Origin of the sequence: Denitratimonas tolerans, assembly GCF_037203605.1 — a bacterium.
GTDB lineage: Bacteria > Pseudomonadota > Gammaproteobacteria > Xanthomonadales > Xanthomonadaceae > Denitratimonas > Denitratimonas tolerans.
Window position 1 is genome coordinate 35,642 of record NZ_JBBDHC010000010.1, and the last position, 17,663, is coordinate 53,304.

Here is a 17,663-nt window from a genome sequence, read left to right on the forward strand (position 1 = left end):
TCATCCTAGCACTCGCCCCGAGGCGGTCCATGGCTTGCGGCGGCTCTTGCAGGGGAGTACGGCGGATGGCGGGAAAATCTGACGCCGGCGGGCGCCCGGTTCAGCGGTCGTTCAAGCCTTTTCGACCTGTTCGGCGTGGGCGGCGAGCGCCGCGGGGTGGGTCTGGAAGTGGCGCAGGGTGTCGCGGTAGCCCAGTTCCACCGCCTGGTCGAACTTCTTCCAGTCCAGCAGATCGATGCCGGCCAGCGGCGGGCGCAGCAGCAGGCTGGAGAGCTTGCGCTGGCGCGCCGCGTTCGCGTCGGAGTTCACCATGGCGGCGCGCCACAGGATGCGCCCGATGCCGGGGTACTTCTTCTGCCGCCACTGGCGCAGGAACTCCAGCCAGGAGGACGGCAGGGCGGTTTCCTCCAGCGTGGTTTCCAGCCGGTAGCTGCCGCCCACGTCCACCGCCACGATGGCCCCGCTCAGCCGGTGTTGCATCTCGTCCACCGGCAGGTTGTCGATGACGCCGCCATCCACCAGCACCCGATGGTCGTGGAACACCGGCGGCACCAGACCGGGCAGCGCGCTGCCGGCGCGCAGCGCGATCCACAGCGAGCCGCGATCGTGCACGTGCAGCTTGCCGCCGGTGAGGTCGGTCGATACGCAGAAGAAAGGAATGCGCAGGTCCTCGATGCGGTGCTCGCCGTACATGGCGCGCAGCGCGCGGGAAACGCGGCGACCGCTCGACATCGCCACCAGCGGCAGGGTGCGGTCCGAGAGCGGATCATGGTCGACGAAGGCGGTGCGCATCGCGCGCACCAGGTGGGCCTCGTCCCAGCCCGCCGCGATTCCGGCACCGACCACGGCACCGGCGCTGCATCCGCCGATGTAATCGGCCTGGATGCGGTGCTCGCGCAGCGCGCGGATCGCGCCGATGTGGGCGAAGCCGCGCGCGCCGCCGCCGGAGAGCACCAGCCCGGTCGCGCGCCCGCCCAGCAGCCGGGCGCAGCGCGCGAGGTCATTGTCGTCGATGACATGGTGGTGCATGGCGCGACCGGGAAACGCCTCCAGCCAGGCATGCGTGCTGCCTGCGGCAGGGACATCGCGGCGCAGCAGCACCAGGTGCAGCGGCAGGTGCGGTGACAGCGCGCGCGGGGTGGGCAGCGCGTGGTCGGGCTTGTCGTCGGTGTCGGCCAGCATCAGCACCGCGTCGCTCTGGCGCACGCAGCGCTCGCGCCAGGCCGGGTCGTCGTCGCCCACGTAGACCAGTCCGTGCGCCTCCTGCTCCATCCGCGAAAACCATCCGCCGCTGCGGCTGCGCGCCTCGTCGGCCTCCACCACTCGCACCTTGCCCAGCCAGGGCAGGGCGCGCGCCAGGCGGCGGGCGAACGCGACGGCATCCACGCCCGGCGTTCCCGGAAGCACGGCGATGCAGCGCACCTCGGCCGGGCGATGCGCGGTCGCGGCATAGCGCTTCAACGCCTCGCGCGTGAGCCGCAGCATGGCCGCGGGATGGTGCGCGATGAGCTGTTCGAATTCGCTGCGCGGCCAGCGCACCAGCTCGCTGTCGCGCAGCGCGAATACGGTGGCGGTGCGCGGCTGGTCGAGGATTAGCCCGACCTCTCCGACGCACTCGCCCGGGCTGATCTGTCCGAGGCGCCGGGCCTGTCCGTCGTCGCCGGTGCGCCATGCCGCCAGTCGCCCCCAGCGCAGCACCAGGAAGGCGTCGGACGCCGTGCCCTGTTCGAGCAGGGTCATGCCGCCTGCCAGCGCGATGCTCTCGGCCCGCGCGGCCAGCTCATCGAGCGTGGCCTCGGGCAGATCGGAAAACAGCGACAGGCCCGCAAGAAAGCAGCGCAGGCGCGCCTGCGGGCTGTCGGTTGGCGGCGGTGGCGGAGTGCGGTGTAGCATGCCGTGAACGCTAGCGCATTTGCGCAGCGGCAAACAGACAGGGGTGACCGAGGGGGCGGGCGCCGGTGGGCTTTTGAGGAGTTTCCCCATGGACGAGTTTCTTGTCAGGGACGCGCGACCGGCCGATGGGCTGCAGGTGTCGTGCATCGGATTCGGATTGATTCTTGTCTTGGCGTGCTTCTTGATGACGTTGCCAGCCACGGGTGCAACCATCAACACCGGGCCGCTCTTGCGCACGGTCGATGCCGGCACGCGCCACACCTGTGCGCTGGACGAGGGCGGCGGCGTCTGGTGCTGGGGCTGGAACGCGTCCGGCCAGCTCGGCGACGGCAGCCGCACCCTGCGCGTAACGCCGGTCGCAGTGCGCGGCCTGCCCGGCGCAGCCACCGCACTGAGCGTCGGTGACGACCATGCCTGTGTCCTGATTCGCGATGGCGGGGTGTACTGCTGGGGCGCCAACGCCGGCGGCCGCCTGGGCGATGGCACCACGGTGAACCGCGATGTCGCGGTGCCGGTCAGCGGCCTTCAGCAGGGCGTGACCGCCGTGGCCGCGGGCGGCAACTTCACCTGCGCGGCGGGTGAATCCGGCGTGGTCTGCTGGGGGCGCAATCCCTGGGGCCAGCTCGGTGACGGCACGCTCGAGGATCATCGTGCGCCTGGCGCCGTGCAGGGTATTTCCGAGCCCGTACGCGCGCTGGCGGCGGGCGGTGGCCACGTCTGCGCGCTGACCGAAACCGGTGCGGTGAAATGCTGGGGTCGAGGGGGCAACGGCCAGCTTGGCGACGGGGAGTGGCAGCTGGCGGTGGCCGGCGATCGCCACACCCCGGTCGCGGTGACCGGCCTGGCCAGCGGCGTGCGTGCGATCTCGACCGGCGAACAGCACAGCTGCGCCCTGGACGGCGCCGGCGCGGTGCGGTGCTGGGGCAACAACCTGGACGGCCAGCTCGGGCAGTCGGGCGCCCCCTCGCTCGAAATGCCGCGGTGGCCGGTCGGCGACCTGCCGCTCGATGCCCTGGATCTTGCCGCCGGCGGCAATCATTCCTGCGCGGTGTTCAGCGACGGCAAGGTCTGGTGCTGGGGGAGCAACCGCCAGGGCCAGCTGGCCAGACCCTCCGGTGCATTCAGCCCGCAGCCGCTCGCGGTGCCCGGCCTGCCGGCGATGCGCAGCGTGGCGAACGGCAGCCGCCACAGCTGCGCGGTGTCCGCCGAGGGTGCGGCCTACTGCTGGGGCGATGGCGAAACCGGGCAGCTCGGCGCCGGCGACCGCAACAGCCGGCGCGAACCGGTGGCCGTGGACTGGAGCACGGTGCCCGATCCGGGGCCGCGCGCGATGCTCCGCTTGGACAGCGCGACGGGCGTCGTGCAGAAACACATCGTGCGCGGATCGGGCATCCCGGTGCGCTTTGGCTGGGTCCTGCGCGAGGTGCCGGCGAACGCCACCTGCCATATCCGCCGCAGTCCGGACGACGTGGGCATCTTCCGCATTCCCCGCGGCGAGCTGGCGCAGGGAGAGTGGACCAGCACCACGCTGCACGCATGGGCGGCGGGTGACCGCGGGTTCTACGTCGCCTGTTCGGGTGGTCCCCGTTCGCTTCCGGTCACCCTGAGCATCGACGAGGCCGAATATCCATTGGAGGTCACGATCGCCGGCGACGGTGCGGGCCTGGTGATCAGCGAGCCCGAGGGAATCGACTGCGGTTCGACCTGCGTTGTCTCGCGCACCGTCGGTTCCCCGCTGACCCTGGCGGCGGTGAGCGACGCGCCGGACTCGGCCTTCGTCAGCTGGTCGGGTGCGTGCGACGGTTGGAAGGACAGCTGCGATCTGGTGATGGCGGGCGCACGCCAGGTCACTGCGAACTTCGTCCGGTTGCGCGACGGAATTCGCCAGATCAGCGCCGGAAGCGGGTACAGCTGCGGTCTGGATGCCGCGGGCGAGGTGTGGTGCTGGGGCAGAAACCGCTGGGTCGAGTCCGGGATTACCGGATCGGCCAGGGTGTCCTGGCCGGAGCGCGTGGAAGGACTGCCCGGCCCGATGCGTGCGGTCGCGGCGGGCGATTCCCACGCCTGCGCGGCCAGCGAGTCCGGCCGCGTCTGGTGTTGGGGAGGGAACGATCGGGGCCAGCTCGGGGACGGAAGCTTCGTCAGCCGCGAAACGCCGGTCGAGGTTTCGGGTCTGGGGTCGAACGTGCGTGCGGTGGCGGCCGGCCCGGCGCACAGCTGCGCCATCACCGGCGTGGGCGCGATCCGCTGCTGGGGCGCCAACGACTCCGGGCAGCTCGGCAGCGGCGGATCATCCGCCGGAAGCAATCGCCCGGTGACCGTCGCCGGGATCACCCAGGGCGCGCGTGCCATCGGAGCCGGCGGCAGCCACGCCTGCGCCCTCATCACGGGCGGCGAGGTGCGCTGCTGGGGCGGCAACGGGTTCGGCCAGCTGGGAATCGGCGACAGGATGCAGCGCCCGACTCCCGCCGTCGTGCAGGGCCTGCCGGGTGGTGCGGAGCAGATCACCGCGGGCCAGACGCACACCTGCGCCCTGGTGAGCGGTATGGCCTGGTGCTGGGGCGACGGCTTCTACGGTCAGCTGGGCGATGGGGACACCATCCCGGGGCAGTCGCGGGACGAACCGGTCGCCGTGCGGGGCCTTCCCGACGCCGTGGAACAGATCTCGGCCGGGACCGATTTCACCTGCGCGCTGACGAGCGGAGGGTCGGCCTGGTGCTGGGGAAATGGCTGGGACGGCCGGCTCGGGCTGGGTGACGACGCCTGGACGAATCATGCGCAGCCGGCGCCGGTATCGGGCATGGGCTCCGGCGCGCGCGCCATTGCCGCGGGCGGCCAGCATGCCTGTGCGCTGGACGCGCAGGGACGGGCGTATTGCTGGGGCGCGAACACACGTGGCCAGCTGGGCGTCTCGGGCACCGTCTACTTCCCGGCTCCGACGCCGGTGATCTGGCGCTGAAGGCGTCGGGTCGGGGGAGGACACCGGCCCGCGCTTGAAAACCCGCGGCGTGCGCTCCATGTCGTGGCGATGGAAAACACCGCCAATCCCCTTCTCTCCGCCGGCGACCTGCCGCCTTTTTCCCGTATTTCCGCCGCCGACGTGGCACCGGCCGTCGACACGCTGCTGGACGGGTATCGCCAGGTGGTCGAGCGGCTCGTCGCGGACGCCGGTGCACGCAACTTCGAGGCCCTCATGCAGCCGCTGGAGGCGCAGGAAGAGCGCCTGGGCCGCGCGTTCTCGCCCGTCTCCCACTTGCACGGCGTGAAGGATTCGCCCGAGCTGCGCGAAGCCTACGAGGAGGCGCTGGAAAAGCTCACCGAGCACGCCACCTGGCTGGGCCAGAACCGTGACCTTTACGAGGCGGTGAAGGCGGTGCGCGAGGCGCCGGCTTTCAACGCGCTCGATCGGGCCAGCCGCACCGTGGTGGAAGACAGTCTGCGCGGCTTCCGACTCTCGGGCGTGGCGTTGGAGAGCGAGGGTCGCAAGCGATTCGCGCAGATCCAGACGGAACTTTCGCGGCTGACCACCCAGTTCGGCAGCGCGGTGCTCGATGCCACCGACGCTTGGACGCGGCCGGTTTCCGATGCGGAACTGGCGGGCCTGCCGGAGTCGGCGCGCGCGCTCCTGGCGCAGGCGGCGGCCGATGCCGGGACGAGCGGCCACCTCGCCACACTCAAGGGGCCGGTGGTGACCGCGCTCCTGACCTTTGCCGATGATCGCGCGCTGCGCGAGGTCGTCTGGACGGCCTACCAGACCCGGGCCTCCGACCAGGGTCCGCAAGCTGGAGCCCACGACAACAGCGCGCGCATCGGGCAGATTCTCGCCCTGCGCCACGAGGCCGCACGGCTGCTGGGTTTCGCCAATGCGGCCGAGGTGTCGCTGGCCGACAAGATGGCCGGCACCCCCGAGCGGGTGCTGGGTTTCCTGCACGATCTTGCACGCCGCGCGCGGCCCGTGGCCGAAAGCGAGCGCGAGACGCTGGCGCGGTTCGCGCGCGAGACGCTGGGCATCGAGGCGCTTGAACCCTGGGACATTGCCTATGCCAGCGAGAAGCTGCGCCAGAGCCGCTTTGCCTTCACCGAAGAGGATCTCAAACCCTGGTTCCCCGCCGAGGCGGCGATTGCCGGCTTGTTCGAGGTGGCCTCGCGCCTGTTCGGCCTGAGGCTCGTGCGGCGCGAAGGCGTGGACGTCTGGCATCCGGAGGTGCGCTTCTTCGACATCCTGGATGCCGACGACCGCCCGCTCGCCGGCTTCTATCTGGACCTGTACGCACGCGCCGGAAAGCGCGGCGGTGCCTGGATGGACGTATGCCGCAGCCGCATGCGCCGCGGGGACGGCGTCCAGCTGCCGGTAGCCTATCTGGTGTGCAACTTCGCACCGCCCGCGGGCGGCATGCCCTCGCTGCTCACCCACGACGATGTGGTCACCTTGTTCCACGAGTTTGGCCATGGCCTGCACCACATGCTGACCGAGGTCGACTTGCCCTCGGTGGCCGGCATCGAAGGTGTGGAATGGGACGCGGTGGAGTTGCCCAGCCAGTTCCTGGAGAACTACGCCTGGCACCGCGAGTCGCTCGATCTGTTTGCGCGCCACTGGCAGACCGGTGAGCCGCTACCCCAGGCGCTGCTCGACAAGATGCTGGCCGCGCGCCACTTCCAGGCCGGGATGTTCCTGGTTCGCCAGCTCGAGTTCGCGCTGTTCGACTTCCGTCTGCATCTGGAATACGACCCGGCGCGCGGTGCCCGCGTGATGGAGTTGCTGGAGGAGGTCCGCGACGAGGTCGCAGTGATCCGCCCGCCGGCCTGGGCGCGTTTCCCGCACGCGTTCAGCCACATCTTCGCCGGGGGCTATGCCGCCGGCTACTACAGCTATCTGTGGGCCGAGGTGCTGGCGGCCGATGCGTTCTCGGCGTTCGAGGACAGCGATCTGTTCGACGCGGATACCGGCGCGCGCTACCGCCGGGAGATCCTTGCCGTGGGCGGCTCGCGCCCGGCGCTGGAGAGCTTCATCGCCTTCCGCGGCCGCGAACCGGATCCCGCTGCCCTGCTGCGCAGCTACGGGCTGCCGGCCTGACCCGCCGGATGCGTGCCGGATTGGCGAAGCTCGATCAGAACGGCCACAGCTTCGGGATCATGATGATCCCGATGACCCAGAAGATCAGGTTCAGCGGCAGGCCGACCTTCATGAAGTCCACGAAGCGGTAGCCGCCGGCGTTGTAGACCATGGTGTTGGTCTGGTAGCCCACCGGGGTGGCGAAGCTGGTGCCGGCGGCAAAGGTCACGGCGATGAGGAACGGCGTGGCGTCCACGCCCATGAGGTGCGCGGTCGACATGGCGATCGGTGTCAGGAGCACCGCGGCGGCGGCGTGGCTCATCACTTCGGACAGCATCAGGACGGCCAGATACAGCATCGCCAGCACGACCCAGGGCCCATAGGGTTCGACCAGACCGATGAGATGGCGCACCAGGAACTCGGCGGCGCCGCTCTGGCTCATCGCGACGCCCAGCGGCAGCAGGCACGCCAGCACGATGATGATGCGCCAGTCCACGGCCTCGTAGGCATCGTCGCCGCCCAGGCAGCCGGCCGTCACCATGACGGCGGCGCCGACCAGGGAGGTCAGCGCGATCGGCATCCAGCCGAGCGCGGAAACGATGATCACCAGCGCCATCGTGGCCAGCGCGAAAGGCGCGCGCCAGCCGCTGGGGCGCGCGGCACCGCGCTTGGACAGGACGATCACGTTCTTGTCCCGGCGCAGCATGTGCATCTCGTTTTCCGGCACGATCATCAAGAGGATGTCGCCCACGCTGAAGGCCACGTCCTTGATCTTCTCGCGCAGCACCTGTCCGCGCCGCTGGATCGCAAGCACCGTCACGTTGTGCTGCCAGATCCGGTCCACCGCCTCCATGTCGAGGCCTTCCAGGCGCGAATTGGGCGCGATCATGACCTCGGAGATGACCAGATTGGCGTCCTTGCGCAGCTGCCGGTCCTTGAACTTGTGCTCGGCCTCGATCGCGAGCCCGGCCTCCTTTCGGAGCGCGTCCAGGCGCGCCCAGTCGCCGCGTGCGAGCAGGATGTCGCCGGTCTGAAGGGTCTGCGAGCGCGGCGACCACAGCTTCTTGCCGTCGCGCAGAAGTTCGAGCACGAAGACATCGAAGCGCGCCGCCAGCCGCGCCTCTTCCACCGAGGTGCCGAGCAGCGCCGAACCCGGCATGACGCGCAGTTCGGTAATGTATTTCCCCGGCTCGAACTCCTCGTCCAGCTCGGGTTGGCGGGTATCGGGCAGCAGCCAGCGCCCGAAAGTGAGCAGGTAGATGCCGCCGGCCGCGAAGCACACCGCGCCCAGCGCGGTGAACTCGAACATGGTGAATCCCGGGTGCCCGAGGTCGCGCGCGATGGCGTCGACCAGCAGGTTCGACGAGGTGCCCACCAGGGTACACACGCCCGCGATCTGCGACATGTAGGAAAGCGGAATCAGCGCCTTGGAGGCGGGCAGTCCGACGCGCGCGCTGGCGGTGAGCACGATCGGCATGAACACTGCGACCACGGCGGTGTTGTTCACGAACGGAGAGACGATGGCAAGCGCCGCGAACAGCAGCAGCAGGAAGGCCGTGGGTGATTTCACCCGGGTGAGCATGCGGCCCACGCCCGAGAGTGCGCCGCTGCTGCGCAGCCCGGCCGCCAGCACGAACATCGCCGCCACGGTGATCGTGGCCTGGTTGCTGAAGCCGCTGAGTGCCTGCGACGGCGTGATCAGGCCCAGCAAGGTGAGCGTGGCGACCAGGAAGATCGCCACCACGTCCATGCGCAGCTTCTCGGTGGCGAACAGTGTGATTGCACCGATGGTGACTGCGAGCACCAGCACGATGTCCAGCGTCATGCGCGTGCCGCCGGATGCGTGGTGGCGCAGGATCGACGCCTGTTGGTTCGCAAGCGGACGAGGGTTCCGTTCATCTGCCGGCCTTCTTCAACGTGGTCCCCGAAGTTCCCTGCGCACAGGCAGCGGACGGGGCGCATCGTACTGGCGAATCGCCCCGATTACCTATCCGGGAGGCGCAAGAATGTGCCGCCGCGTGTCCCTGGCAAGCTGGTCCAGATCCGCGAACAGCGGCGCGAAACCTTCCGACAGGCGGTCGTAATGGCGCGCCAGGTCGATCGCGCAGGCCTCCAGCCGCTCGCCGCCGCGCGACAGGCGCCGCCCGATGCCCGCGAGCGCGCGAGGCATGCCGTCGACGTGCGCATACGCGCCAAGCCAGTCCTGCTGCGCCATGCGCGAGGCTATGCGGCGTGCGGGTTCGGGCAGGAGGTCGGCGTGCTCGTCCAGCGCCCGGTAGACCCGGGCGGTGAAGTCCGCCAGCGGCTCGCTGGCGTGCCGGTGCCAGTCGCGCGCAAGCACGTGGTCGTGGAACACGTCCATGGCGATGCCGGCGAAGCGCCGGCGTTCGGGAGCAAAGCAGGCAAGCGCGGCCTGCATGACCGGGTGCGTATCGCAGCAGGCATCGATGCGCCGGTGCACGCGGATCTCGATCGCCACTTCCGGCGTGAATCCCCTGATCGGACCTTTCACGAAGTCACCCAGGAAGGCTCCGACCAGGGCGAGATCGCCCTGATCGGCCAACAGGAAGTGGGCAAGGAAGTTCACCGGAGCGGCGTGGGGGATCGGGAATGCGGGAATCGCGGGAGCCGGCGGCACCGCGCGCCGCGCCGTGATTCCTGCATTCCCTTTCCCGCGTCCCGCGGCCTCACCTGACCAGGCGTTCGTTGACCAGCGTTTGGACCACACTGGGGTCGGCCAGGGTGGTGGTGTCGCCGAGCTGCTCGGGCGCGTTTTCCGCGATCTTGCGCAGGATGCGGCGCATGATCTTGCCCGAGCGCGTCTTGGGCATCGCCGCGGCCCACTGCAGGTGGTCGGGCGTGGCGATCGGGCCGATTTCCTTGCGCACCCAGGCCACGAGTTCGCGGCGCAGTTCCTCGCTCGGCTGCTCGCCGGCGTTGAGGGTGACGTAGGCGTAGATGCCCTGGCCCTTGATATCGTGCGGGAAGCCGACCACGGCGGCCTCGGCCACCCTCGGGTGCGCCACCAGCGCGCTTTCCACTTCCGCCGTGCCCATGCGGTGGCCCGACACGTTGATCACATCGTCCACCCGGCCGGTGATCCAGTAGTAGCCGTCGGCATCGCGCCGGCAGCCGTCGCCGCTGAAATAGGTGCCGGGGTAGGTGGTGAAGTAGTCCTTGTAGCGCTTGGGGTCACCGTAGACCGTGCGGAACTGGCCGGGCCAGGAGCTGAGGATCACGAGGTTGCCCTCGGCGACGCCTTCCAGCACCTTGCCCTCGTTGTCCACGATGGCCGGCTCGACGCCGAAGAACGGCAGGGTCGCCGAGCCGGGCTTCTGCGGAATCGCGCCGGGGATGGCGGAAATGAGGATGCCGCCGTTCTCGGTCTGCCACCAGGTGTCCACGATCGGACAGCGGCCCTCGCCCACCACGCGGTGGTACCACTCCCAGGCCTCCGGATTGATCGGTTCGCCGACGCTGCCCAGGAGCCGCAGGCTGGCACGCGAGGTCTTCGCCACCGGTGCCTCGCCTTCGCGCATCAGCGCGCGGATCGCGGTGGGCGCGGTGTAGAAGATGGTGACCTGGTGTTTGTCGACGACCTGCCAGAAGCGGCTGAAGTCCGGATAGTTCGGCACGCCCTCGAAGATCACCGTGGTAGCGCCGTTGGCGAGCGGCCCGTAGACGATGTAGCTGTGGCCGGTGACCCAGCCCACGTCCGCGGTGCACCAGTACACGTCGTCTTCCTTGAGGTCGAAAATCACCTCGTGGGTGAAGGAGGTGTGTACCAGATAGCCGCCGGTGGTGTGCAGCACGCCCTTGGGCTTTCCGGTGGAGCCGGAGGTGTGCAGGATGAAGAGCGGATCCTCGGCGTCCATCACTTCCGGCTCGCAGACGGCCGGCTGGCCTTCGACCAGGGTGTCGTACCAGCGGTCGCGCGGCGACTGCATGTTCACCGGGTTGCCAGTGTGGCGCACCACCACCACGGTTTCGACCGTGTGGGTATCCGGGCGCTGCAGCGCCTTGTCCACGTTGGCCTTGAGCGCCACCGGACGGCCGCCGCGCAGGCCCTCGTCGGCGGTGATGATCACCTTGGGGCTGCAGTCGGCGATGCGGGTGCCGAGCGAATCGGGCGAGAAACCGCCGAAAACCACGCAGTGCGGCGCGCCGATGCGCGCACAGGCCAGCATCGCGACCGCCGCTTCCGGAATCATTGGCAGGTAGATCACCACGAAGTCGCCCTTTTTCACGCCGAGGTTGCGCAGCGCGTTGGCGAGGCGGCAGACCCGGGCGTGCAGGTCGCGGTAGCTGATGCGTTCGGACTTGGACGGGTCGTCGCCTTCCCAGATGATCGCGGTCTTGTCACCGCGCGCGGCCAGGTGGCGATCCAGGCAGTTCACCGAGGCGTTGATCCGGCCGTCCTGATACCAGCGCACGTGCAGATCGTCGGGCCGGTAGGAGACATCGCGGATATCGGTCGGAAAGCGATACCAGTCGAGCCGCTTGGCAACGTTCGTCCAGAACGCATCCGGGTTCTCGATCGACTCGCGGTACATTCGTCGGTAATCGTCCGGCTTGATGTTGGCCTGGGCGATGAAGTCGGGCGAAGCGGTATGGACGCGTTCCTGGTTCATGGGTGCACCTTTCCTTGACTTGCGAACGGGCTGAAGGGTCACGGTCAAGGGTAGCGCGTTCCCGGCAATCTCTTGCCATTCACGGGCTTAGACCTTGGTCGATGCGTGTTGGGCACGGCGCGGACGGATGGCGGCAGGTCCTGCGTCGCGTGACTGTCCCAGCATGTTCCCGCGCGGATTGTATTGTCCAAAATATTGATTTCATGGTGATTTTTCGCGTCATTTGCGGGCGTTGGGGGGCGCCGGCGCAGACCGCGAAGGCGGCCGCAGCGCGCAACTTGTCATGCGCCCCGGTTCGTCGCTACAATGCGCGACTGCCCATGCGGCAGCCGGCGTTCCTGTGCCGGCACGTCCCGGTTTCCCGGGCGCGTTTCCGATTCAACCCACTCAATCAGTCCCGCACGTCGGGTCGGTGCCATCATGACCAGCAAGCTCATCCAGGAATTCGAGGCCGAGCAGGCCCAGCGCCAACTGCCGACGTTCGGCCCGGGCGATACCGTCATCGTCAACGTCAAGGTGAAGGAAGGCAACCGCGAGCGCATCCAGGCCTATGAAGGCGTGGTGATCGCCAAGCGCAACCGCGGCCTGAACTCGGCCTTCACGGTGCGCAAGATTTCGCACGGCACCGGCGTGGAGCGCGTGTTCCAGACCCATTCGCCGGCGATCGACTCGGTCGAGGTCAAGCGCCGTGGCGCGGTTCGCGCTGCCAAGCTCTACTACCTGCGCGACCTGCAGGGCAAGGCCGCGCGCATCAAGGAAGACCTGAGCGCGAACGCCAAGGCCAACTGATCCGCTTCAACCGCAGCACCGGGCCGCACAGGGCTCACGCGACGGCCGCGCAAGCGGCCGTCGGCGTTTCCGACACCTTGAAAATCCGCGTCGCCAGGCCCATCTGCAGGCAATCCGCCTGATCTTCCGGAATGAGCCCCATGACCACCGACGCCCAAAGTTTCGAGTTCCAGTCCGACGTGCAGCAGGTGCTGCGACTGGTCGTCCATTCGCTGTACTCCAACAAGAACATTTTCCTGCGCGAGCTGGTGTCCAACGCATCGGACGCCTGCGACAAGCTGCGCTTCGAGGCGCTCAAGGCGCCCGAGCTCTACGGCGACCAGCCGGAACTGCGCATCGACCTGTCCTTCGACAAGGACGCGCGCACCCTGACCGTTGCCGACAGCGGCATCGGCATGTCGCGGCAGGAGCTGATCGACAACCTAGGCACCATCGCACGCTCGGGCACGCGCCAGTTCCTGGAGGCGCTGGGTGAGGCGCAGAAGGCCGACGCCCAGCTCATCGGCCAGTTCGGCGTGGGTTTCTACGCCGCCTTCATCGTGGCCGACAGGGTCACGGTCACCAGCCGCCGCGCCGGCAGCGACGAGTCCTTCACCTGGGAATCCTCGGGCGACGGGCGCTTCACGCTCGCCCCGGCGAGCCAGGCCGAGCGCGGCACCACCATCGTGCTCCACCTCAAGGAGGGCGAGGACGAGTTCCTCGACGGCTGGACCCTGCGCTCGCTGGTGCGCACCTATTCGGACCACATCGGTTTTCCGATCCGCATGCCGGTGGAAAAGGACGGACAGCCCACCGCCGAGTTCGAGCCCGTCAACCAGGCGGCGGCGCTGTGGACCCGGCCCAAGGCTGAAATTTCCGACGAGGAATACCAGGCTTTCTACAAGCACGTCAGCCATGACTTCGGCGACGCGCTGGCGTGGAGCCACAATCGGGTCGAAGGCAACCAGAACTTCACCTCGCTCCTGTTCATCCCGGCGCGCGCGCCGTTCGATTTCGGCTTCGAGCGCGATGCGCGCAAGGGCCTGAAGCTCTACATCAAGCGCGTCTTCATCATGGACGCCGCCGAGGACATGCTGCCCAACTACCTGCGCTTCGTGCGCGGCGTGGTCGATTCGGACGATCTTCCGCTCAACGTCAGCCGCGAGATCCTGCAGGGCAGCCGCCAGGTCGAGAAGCTCAGGAGCGCGCTGACCCGTCGCGTATTGGACCTTCTGGAAAAGACCGCGCGCGATGAGCCGGAAAAGTACGCCGACTTCTGGCGCGCGTTCGGTGCGGTCCTCAAGGAGGGCCTTGCCGAAGACCCGTCCAACAGCGCGCGCATCGCCAAACTGCTGCGCTTCGCTTCCACCCACAGCGGCGAGCGCGACACCCTGGTGTCGCTCGATGACTACCTCACCCGCATGAAGCCGGGGCAGGAGACGATCAACTACCTCAGCGCCGACGGCTGGAACGCCGTGCGCCACAGCCCGCAGCTGGAAGGGCTGGCTGCGCATGGCGTGGAAGTGCTGCTGCTGCACGAGCGCATCGACGAATGGGCCATCGGCTACCTTGCCGAGTACGAGGGCAGGAAGCTGCGCAACGTCGCCAAAGGCGCGCTGGGCCGTGCCGAATTGGGCGAGGGCGGTGCGGGCACGGAACAGCAGGAAGCGATCGCCAAGGCCGCCGAGGGCGTGGTCGGCAAGCTCGCCGCCTCGCTGGGTGAGCGGGTGAGCGAAGTGCGGGTGTCGCAGCGCCTGACCGATTCGCCCGCCTGCCTGGTGATGGGCGAACACGACATGGGCCTGCACATGCAGCGCCTGCTCAAGGCCGCCGGCCACGACGTGCCTGCAGGCAAGCCCGCGCTGGAAATCAATCCCGCGCACCCGCTGCTGCAGCGCTACGACACCGAAACCGACCCGGCCAGGCGCGACGACCTGGGGCTGCTGCTTTTTGAACAGGCGCAGCTTGCCGAAGGCGCGGCGCTGGACGATCCGGCCGCCTTCGTGCGTCGCATGAACGCGCTGCTGCTGGGATGAACCCGCGCCCGTCCGCCAACCAGCGAATCGCGCCGTGTGCCTGATCCTGGTCGGCATCGCGGCGCGGCCGGGCAGCCGCATGCTGCTCCTGGCCAACCGCGACGAATTCCACGCGCGCGCGGCCGCTCCGGCCGCGCCCTGGGAGGATGATCCGGGTGTGGTCGGCGGACGCGACCTCGTGGCCGGCGGGAGCTGGCTGGCGGTTCGTGGCGACGGGCGCTTCGCCGCCGTCACCAACCTGCGCAACGGACTGCCGCAGCCGGCACCGCGCTCGCGCGGGGAGCTGGTGAGCCGCTTCGTGCGCGGTGGCGAGGACGCCGCATCGTGGCTGGACGCACTGCGTGGGCACATCGACGATTACGCGCCCTTCAACCTCGTACTCGGCGACGCCGCAGGGGCTTTCGCCTTCGATGGCACCACCCGCACCGTGCGTGGTCTGGAGCCGGGCCTGCACGCGATCAGCAACGGCCCGATCGACCGCGACTGGCCGAAGATGCGCCGCATCCGCGCGGCGGTGGCCGACGCGCTCGCGCACGGCGCGGGCGACGACGACCTGCTGGCCCTGCTGCGCGATCCGGAACCGGCTCCCGACGCGCAGCTTCCCGACACCGGCTTCGGTCTGGAGCGCGAGCGCCAGCTGTCGCCGATCTTCATCGCCGGCACCGACTACGGCACCCGCGCCAGCACCCTGGTGGAGCAGGGCGGCGACGGCGCGCTGCGGCTGGTCGAACTGGGTTTCGGTGCCGGCGGTCGGGCCTCAGGACGATCCGCGTGGCATCACCGTCGCGGTGAAGGCTGGCGGCCTGGTCGCGAGGGCTGAGGCATCCGGCCCGGGCGGATCGCGATGTTTGTCCGTCACGCGGCTTACCACCCCGAGCACCATTGGCTTTCGCAGGGCACGCCGTCACGGTCCCCGTCCATCTGCGTGCCCGGACAGTTGCGAATGAAGAACTTCGCCTCGTCGCACGAGCGCATCTGGCTGCAGTGGATACGGCCGTCGCACTGGAACGGCGAGGCTGCGGCCTGTGCCGGCTCGCGGCTGGATTGCGGCCGCGTCGCCGCGCGCTCCGCCGCAGGCGGCGCGAATGCGTTGCGCTCCTGGAACCACGCCGCACCGGCGTAGGCAGCCGTCGCCGCGATCGCCAGCACCAGCGCGCGGCGCGGCAGAGAGCTCTTTTGGCGGCGCGGCCGTGCGTCATGCGAGCGCGGTGCGTGTGCGGGGCGCGGTGAATGGTGCTCGGTGTGAGGCCGTGACGACGGACGGTGCCGTTCGACAGGTTCGAGGGCCAGCGTCTGGGGCAGACGTACCCGGACGGCGCGCCGGCGGCCGTCGGGGGCCGTTTCCATCTCGAAGGAAACCGTCGTGCCAATTTCCGGTCGCGAGCCGCGCGGCAGCGCCGAGATGTGTACGAACACGTCTTCACCGCCCGCCTTGGGCGTGATGAAGCCGAAGCCGCGCTCCTCGATCCAGCGGCTCAGCGTTCCGATCTGCGATGGTGCCATGGCGTCTTGTCCGGGGGCGGGCCGCGCGGTCGCGGCGGACGATGCCCACATGGACGCAGGCAGGATGGCTTCGTGACGGGTAGGTTACCTCGCCGCCGTCGCGGACGGCCACACGAAGCGGCCCGGCTTCCGTGACCTTTTCATGACGCGAATTGAGATACGGCCGTAATGCTGCGATGCAATATTGGCCGGCATCACCGACGTGGAAGGAAGGACGACATGGCCTGGCGTATCCGAATCGTGGCGGTTGCAGCTCTGGCGCTCCCGCCGATGTTCGTGCCCGCGCAGGCGCAGGACGAGGCCTGGCTGCGCACGGCGGAGGAGTTGGGCACATCGCTGTATCAGATCGACCGCGCGGTGCAGGCGGCGGCAAAGGAGGGCGAGCGGTCTCGCGCCTTCCGGCGCGACGGGCGCGTGCAGGGCTGGGTGGCAGACGTGCAGCCGGATGTTGTCCGGATCACCTATGTCGGCACCCGGGACGGTGCGCCGGTGGGGTTGTATCGGGCGGCGGTGGATCGTTCCGGCAGGATTCGCGAGGCGCTGGAGGCGATCGACGCCGAGCCCCTGAGCGCGGATCTGGCGATGCAGCACGCCATTGGTCGCACGGCGCGGGAGGTGCAGCGCACCACGTGTTCCAACGAAGTGGAAACGCTGGTGCTGCCGGCGGATGATGGCTGGCACGCCTATGTATTGCCGCGTGCCGCGTTCGCGGACGTGTACGTTCTGGGCGGCAGCTATCGCATCGAGCTTTCAGCGTCCGGCGACGCCGTGACGCAGGTGCAAGCGCTGGCCTCCGAGTGCGTCATCGTGCAGAACAAAAAGGGCTCGGACGCGATGCTGTTTGCCGAGGACCGCGGCCTGTTGCCGAACGAACTGCACGTCTACATCAGCCGCATGGCGGGCAAGGCGATGTACGTCACCACCACCCCGAACGGACGTACCTGGCTGATCCGGGATGGCCGCATCCACGGCGTGGAGAGGATTCCCGGCGCTGCCGGATGAGCGGATGCGGCACCACCACTGCGATGCGAGCATCGAACCTGCCGAAACGGGCTCTGGTTTCGCTGGCGGCGTTGGTTTGCACGACGGGATTCCGGCCGAATCGAACGCATCGGGCACATCGCGCAGCGGCGTCCGGGAGCGGGCGCGACGGCTGGATCCCACGGCGGAAACGACAACGGCCCGGATTGCTCCGGGCCGCTGCGTGTCAGGCATTCGGGATCAGTTCTCGAAGCCGTCGGCGAAGATCGCGTCAGGTGGAATGATCGCAAAGGTCGCAGTTACCGCGCAGTTGGCCTGGATGTTGGCCGCGCTGTAGCTGGTGCCCGATCCGGTGACGGTGCAGGTGTCGCCCGCCACGCTGGCGACCAGGTAGCCGGTCGCCGGCGTGACCGTGAAGCTGGCGGTGCCGCCGGAGGTCACCGTCTGGGAGGCAGGCGTGATCGTGCCGTTGCCGCCGGAGGTCGCCGTGACGGTGAACCCGCCGGCGCAGCTGCTGCCGACAGCGACCGTCACCGTGGCCGGCGTCGATACGCGGGTGCCGTCGGAGGCGCGGTAGCTGAAGCTGTCGCTGCCGCAGAAGCTCGCCTGCGGGGTGTAGGTGAAGCCGCCGTTGGCGACCAGGGCGAGGCTGCCGTGGCTGGGCGCGGTCGCAACCTGCGCCGAAAGCGGTGCGCCCTCGGCGTCGCTGTCGTTGACCAGCACGCCGCTGGCGGCTGCGACGCTGAGCGTGCCGCCCTGCGCCACCGCATAGCTGTCGTCATTGGCGGCCGGGGCGTT

At 69.1% G+C, this 17,663-nt stretch carries 11 protein-coding genes and 2 pseudogenes; 6 read left to right on the forward strand and 7 right to left on the reverse strand.

The features are described from left to right. Window positions 1-111: 111 nt before the first annotated feature. A complete protein-coding gene (locus WB794_RS08250) occupies window positions 112-1,893 on the reverse strand; it encodes a patatin-like phospholipase family protein (RefSeq protein WP_337335377.1) in 1,782 nt (593 codons plus the stop codon). 88 nt (window positions 1,894-1,981) lie between these two features. Here WB794_RS08250 and WB794_RS08255 point away from each other — a divergent pair, with 88 nt between their 5' ends. Together WB794_RS08255 and WB794_RS08260 are read left to right on the forward strand one after the other, a co-directional pair. Further along, the gene (locus WB794_RS08255; protein WP_337335378.1) at window positions 1,982-4,852 is read left to right on the forward strand and encodes an RCC1 domain-containing protein; all 2,871 of its coding nucleotides are present in this window, start codon (window positions 1,982-1,984) and stop codon (window positions 4,850-4,852) included. 69 nt (window positions 4,853-4,921) lie between these two features. Continuing rightward, complete coding sequence (locus WB794_RS08260; protein ID WP_337335379.1) at window positions 4,922-6,967, forward strand: M3 family metallopeptidase; 2,046 nt, start codon at window positions 4,922-4,924, stop codon at window positions 6,965-6,967. A gap of 34 nt (window positions 6,968-7,001) precedes the next feature. Here the strand turns inward: WB794_RS08260 and WB794_RS08265 are convergent, their stop codons facing one another. The 3 genes and pseudogenes from WB794_RS08265 to acs all read right to left on the reverse strand — a co-directional run. After that, entirely contained in the window at window positions 7,002-8,771 is a 1,770-nt protein-coding gene (locus WB794_RS08265) for an SLC13 family permease (RefSeq protein WP_337335380.1), read from the reverse strand. Between the two features lie 162 nt (window positions 8,772-8,933). Next, window positions 8,934-9,533 (reverse strand): acyl carrier protein phosphodiesterase, encoded by a 600-nt coding sequence (locus tag WB794_RS08270; protein ID WP_337335381.1) that lies wholly within the window; start codon window positions 9,531-9,533, stop codon window positions 8,934-8,936. 124 nt (window positions 9,534-9,657) lie between these two features. Beyond that, a pseudogene (acs, locus tag WB794_RS08275) lies at window positions 9,658-11,577 on the reverse strand (acetate--CoA ligase); the annotation flags it as partial. Window positions 11,578-11,997: 420 nt separating this feature from the next. On the opposite strand from acs, the gene rplS reads away from it, so the two are divergent. The 3 genes from rplS to WB794_RS08290 all read left to right on the forward strand — a co-directional run bounded on the left by rplS (window position 11,998) and on the right by WB794_RS08290 (window position 15,201). Continuing rightward, window positions 11,998-12,366 carry a 50S ribosomal protein L19 gene (rplS, locus tag WB794_RS08280; RefSeq protein WP_337335383.1) on the forward strand — a complete coding sequence of 123 codons (369 nt, stop codon included), beginning with the start codon at window positions 11,998-12,000 and terminating at the stop codon, window positions 12,364-12,366. A 140-nt stretch (window positions 12,367-12,506) separates the two neighbouring features. Then, complete coding sequence (gene htpG, locus WB794_RS08285) at window positions 12,507-14,381, forward strand: molecular chaperone HtpG (protein WP_337335384.1); 1,875 nt, start codon at window positions 12,507-12,509, stop codon at window positions 14,379-14,381. 34 nt (window positions 14,382-14,415) lie between these two features. After that, window positions 14,416-15,201: an NRDE family protein gene (locus WB794_RS08290; RefSeq protein ID WP_337335385.1), complete on the forward strand. Its 786-nt coding sequence runs from the start codon at window positions 14,416-14,418 to the stop codon at window positions 15,199-15,201. A gap of 44 nt (window positions 15,202-15,245) precedes the next feature. On the opposite strand, the gene WB794_RS08295 is transcribed toward WB794_RS08290, so the two are convergent. Further along, window positions 15,246-15,884, reverse strand: a complete 639-nt coding sequence (locus WB794_RS08295; RefSeq protein WP_337335386.1) for a cold shock domain-containing protein — start codon at window positions 15,882-15,884, stop codon at window positions 15,246-15,248. 219 nt (window positions 15,885-16,103) lie between these two features. Between WB794_RS08295 and WB794_RS08300 the strand changes: the two genes are divergently transcribed. Next, window positions 16,104-16,886, forward strand: coding sequence for a hypothetical protein (locus tag WB794_RS08300; protein WP_337335387.1), 783 nt, complete (start codon window positions 16,104-16,106; stop codon window positions 16,884-16,886). A gap of 219 nt (window positions 16,887-17,105) precedes the next feature. Here the strand turns inward: WB794_RS08300 and WB794_RS08305 are convergent, their stop codons facing one another. Both WB794_RS08305 and WB794_RS08310 read right to left on the reverse strand, forming a co-directional pair. Next, on the reverse strand, window positions 17,106-17,399 hold the full coding sequence (locus WB794_RS08305; RefSeq protein WP_337335420.1) for an InlB B-repeat-containing protein: 294 nt from the start codon (window positions 17,397-17,399) through the stop codon (window positions 17,106-17,108). Next, window positions 17,397-17,651 (reverse strand): annotated as a pseudogene (locus WB794_RS08310) (Ig-like domain-containing protein); the annotation flags it as partial. The pseudogene WB794_RS08310 and the gene WB794_RS08305, both read right to left, overlap by 3 nt. Between the last annotated feature and the right edge of the window lie 12 nt (window positions 17,652-17,663).

Coding starts and splice junctions, on each gene's coding strand:
- WB794_RS08250 (WP_337335377.1), bottom strand. CDS start 1,893: ATGCTACACCGCACTCCGCCACCGCCGCCAACCGACAGCCCGCAGGCG.
- WB794_RS08255 (WP_337335378.1), top strand. CDS start 1,982: ATGGACGAGTTTCTTGTCAGGGACGCGCGACCGGCCGATGGGCTGCAG.
- WB794_RS08260 (WP_337335379.1), top strand. CDS start 4,922: ATGGAAAACACCGCCAATCCCCTTCTCTCCGCCGGCGACCTGCCGCCT.
- WB794_RS08265 (WP_337335380.1), bottom strand. CDS start 8,771: ATGACGCTGGACATCGTGCTGGTGCTCGCAGTCACCATCGGTGCAATC.
- rplS (WP_337335383.1), top strand. CDS start 11,998: ATGACCAGCAAGCTCATCCAGGAATTCGAGGCCGAGCAGGCCCAGCGC.
- htpG (WP_337335384.1), top strand. CDS start 12,507: ATGACCACCGACGCCCAAAGTTTCGAGTTCCAGTCCGACGTGCAGCAG.
- WB794_RS08295 (WP_337335386.1), bottom strand. CDS start 15,884: ATGGCACCATCGCAGATCGGAACGCTGAGCCGCTGGATCGAGGAGCGC.
- WB794_RS08300 (WP_337335387.1), top strand. CDS start 16,104: ATGGCCTGGCGTATCCGAATCGTGGCGGTTGCAGCTCTGGCGCTCCCG.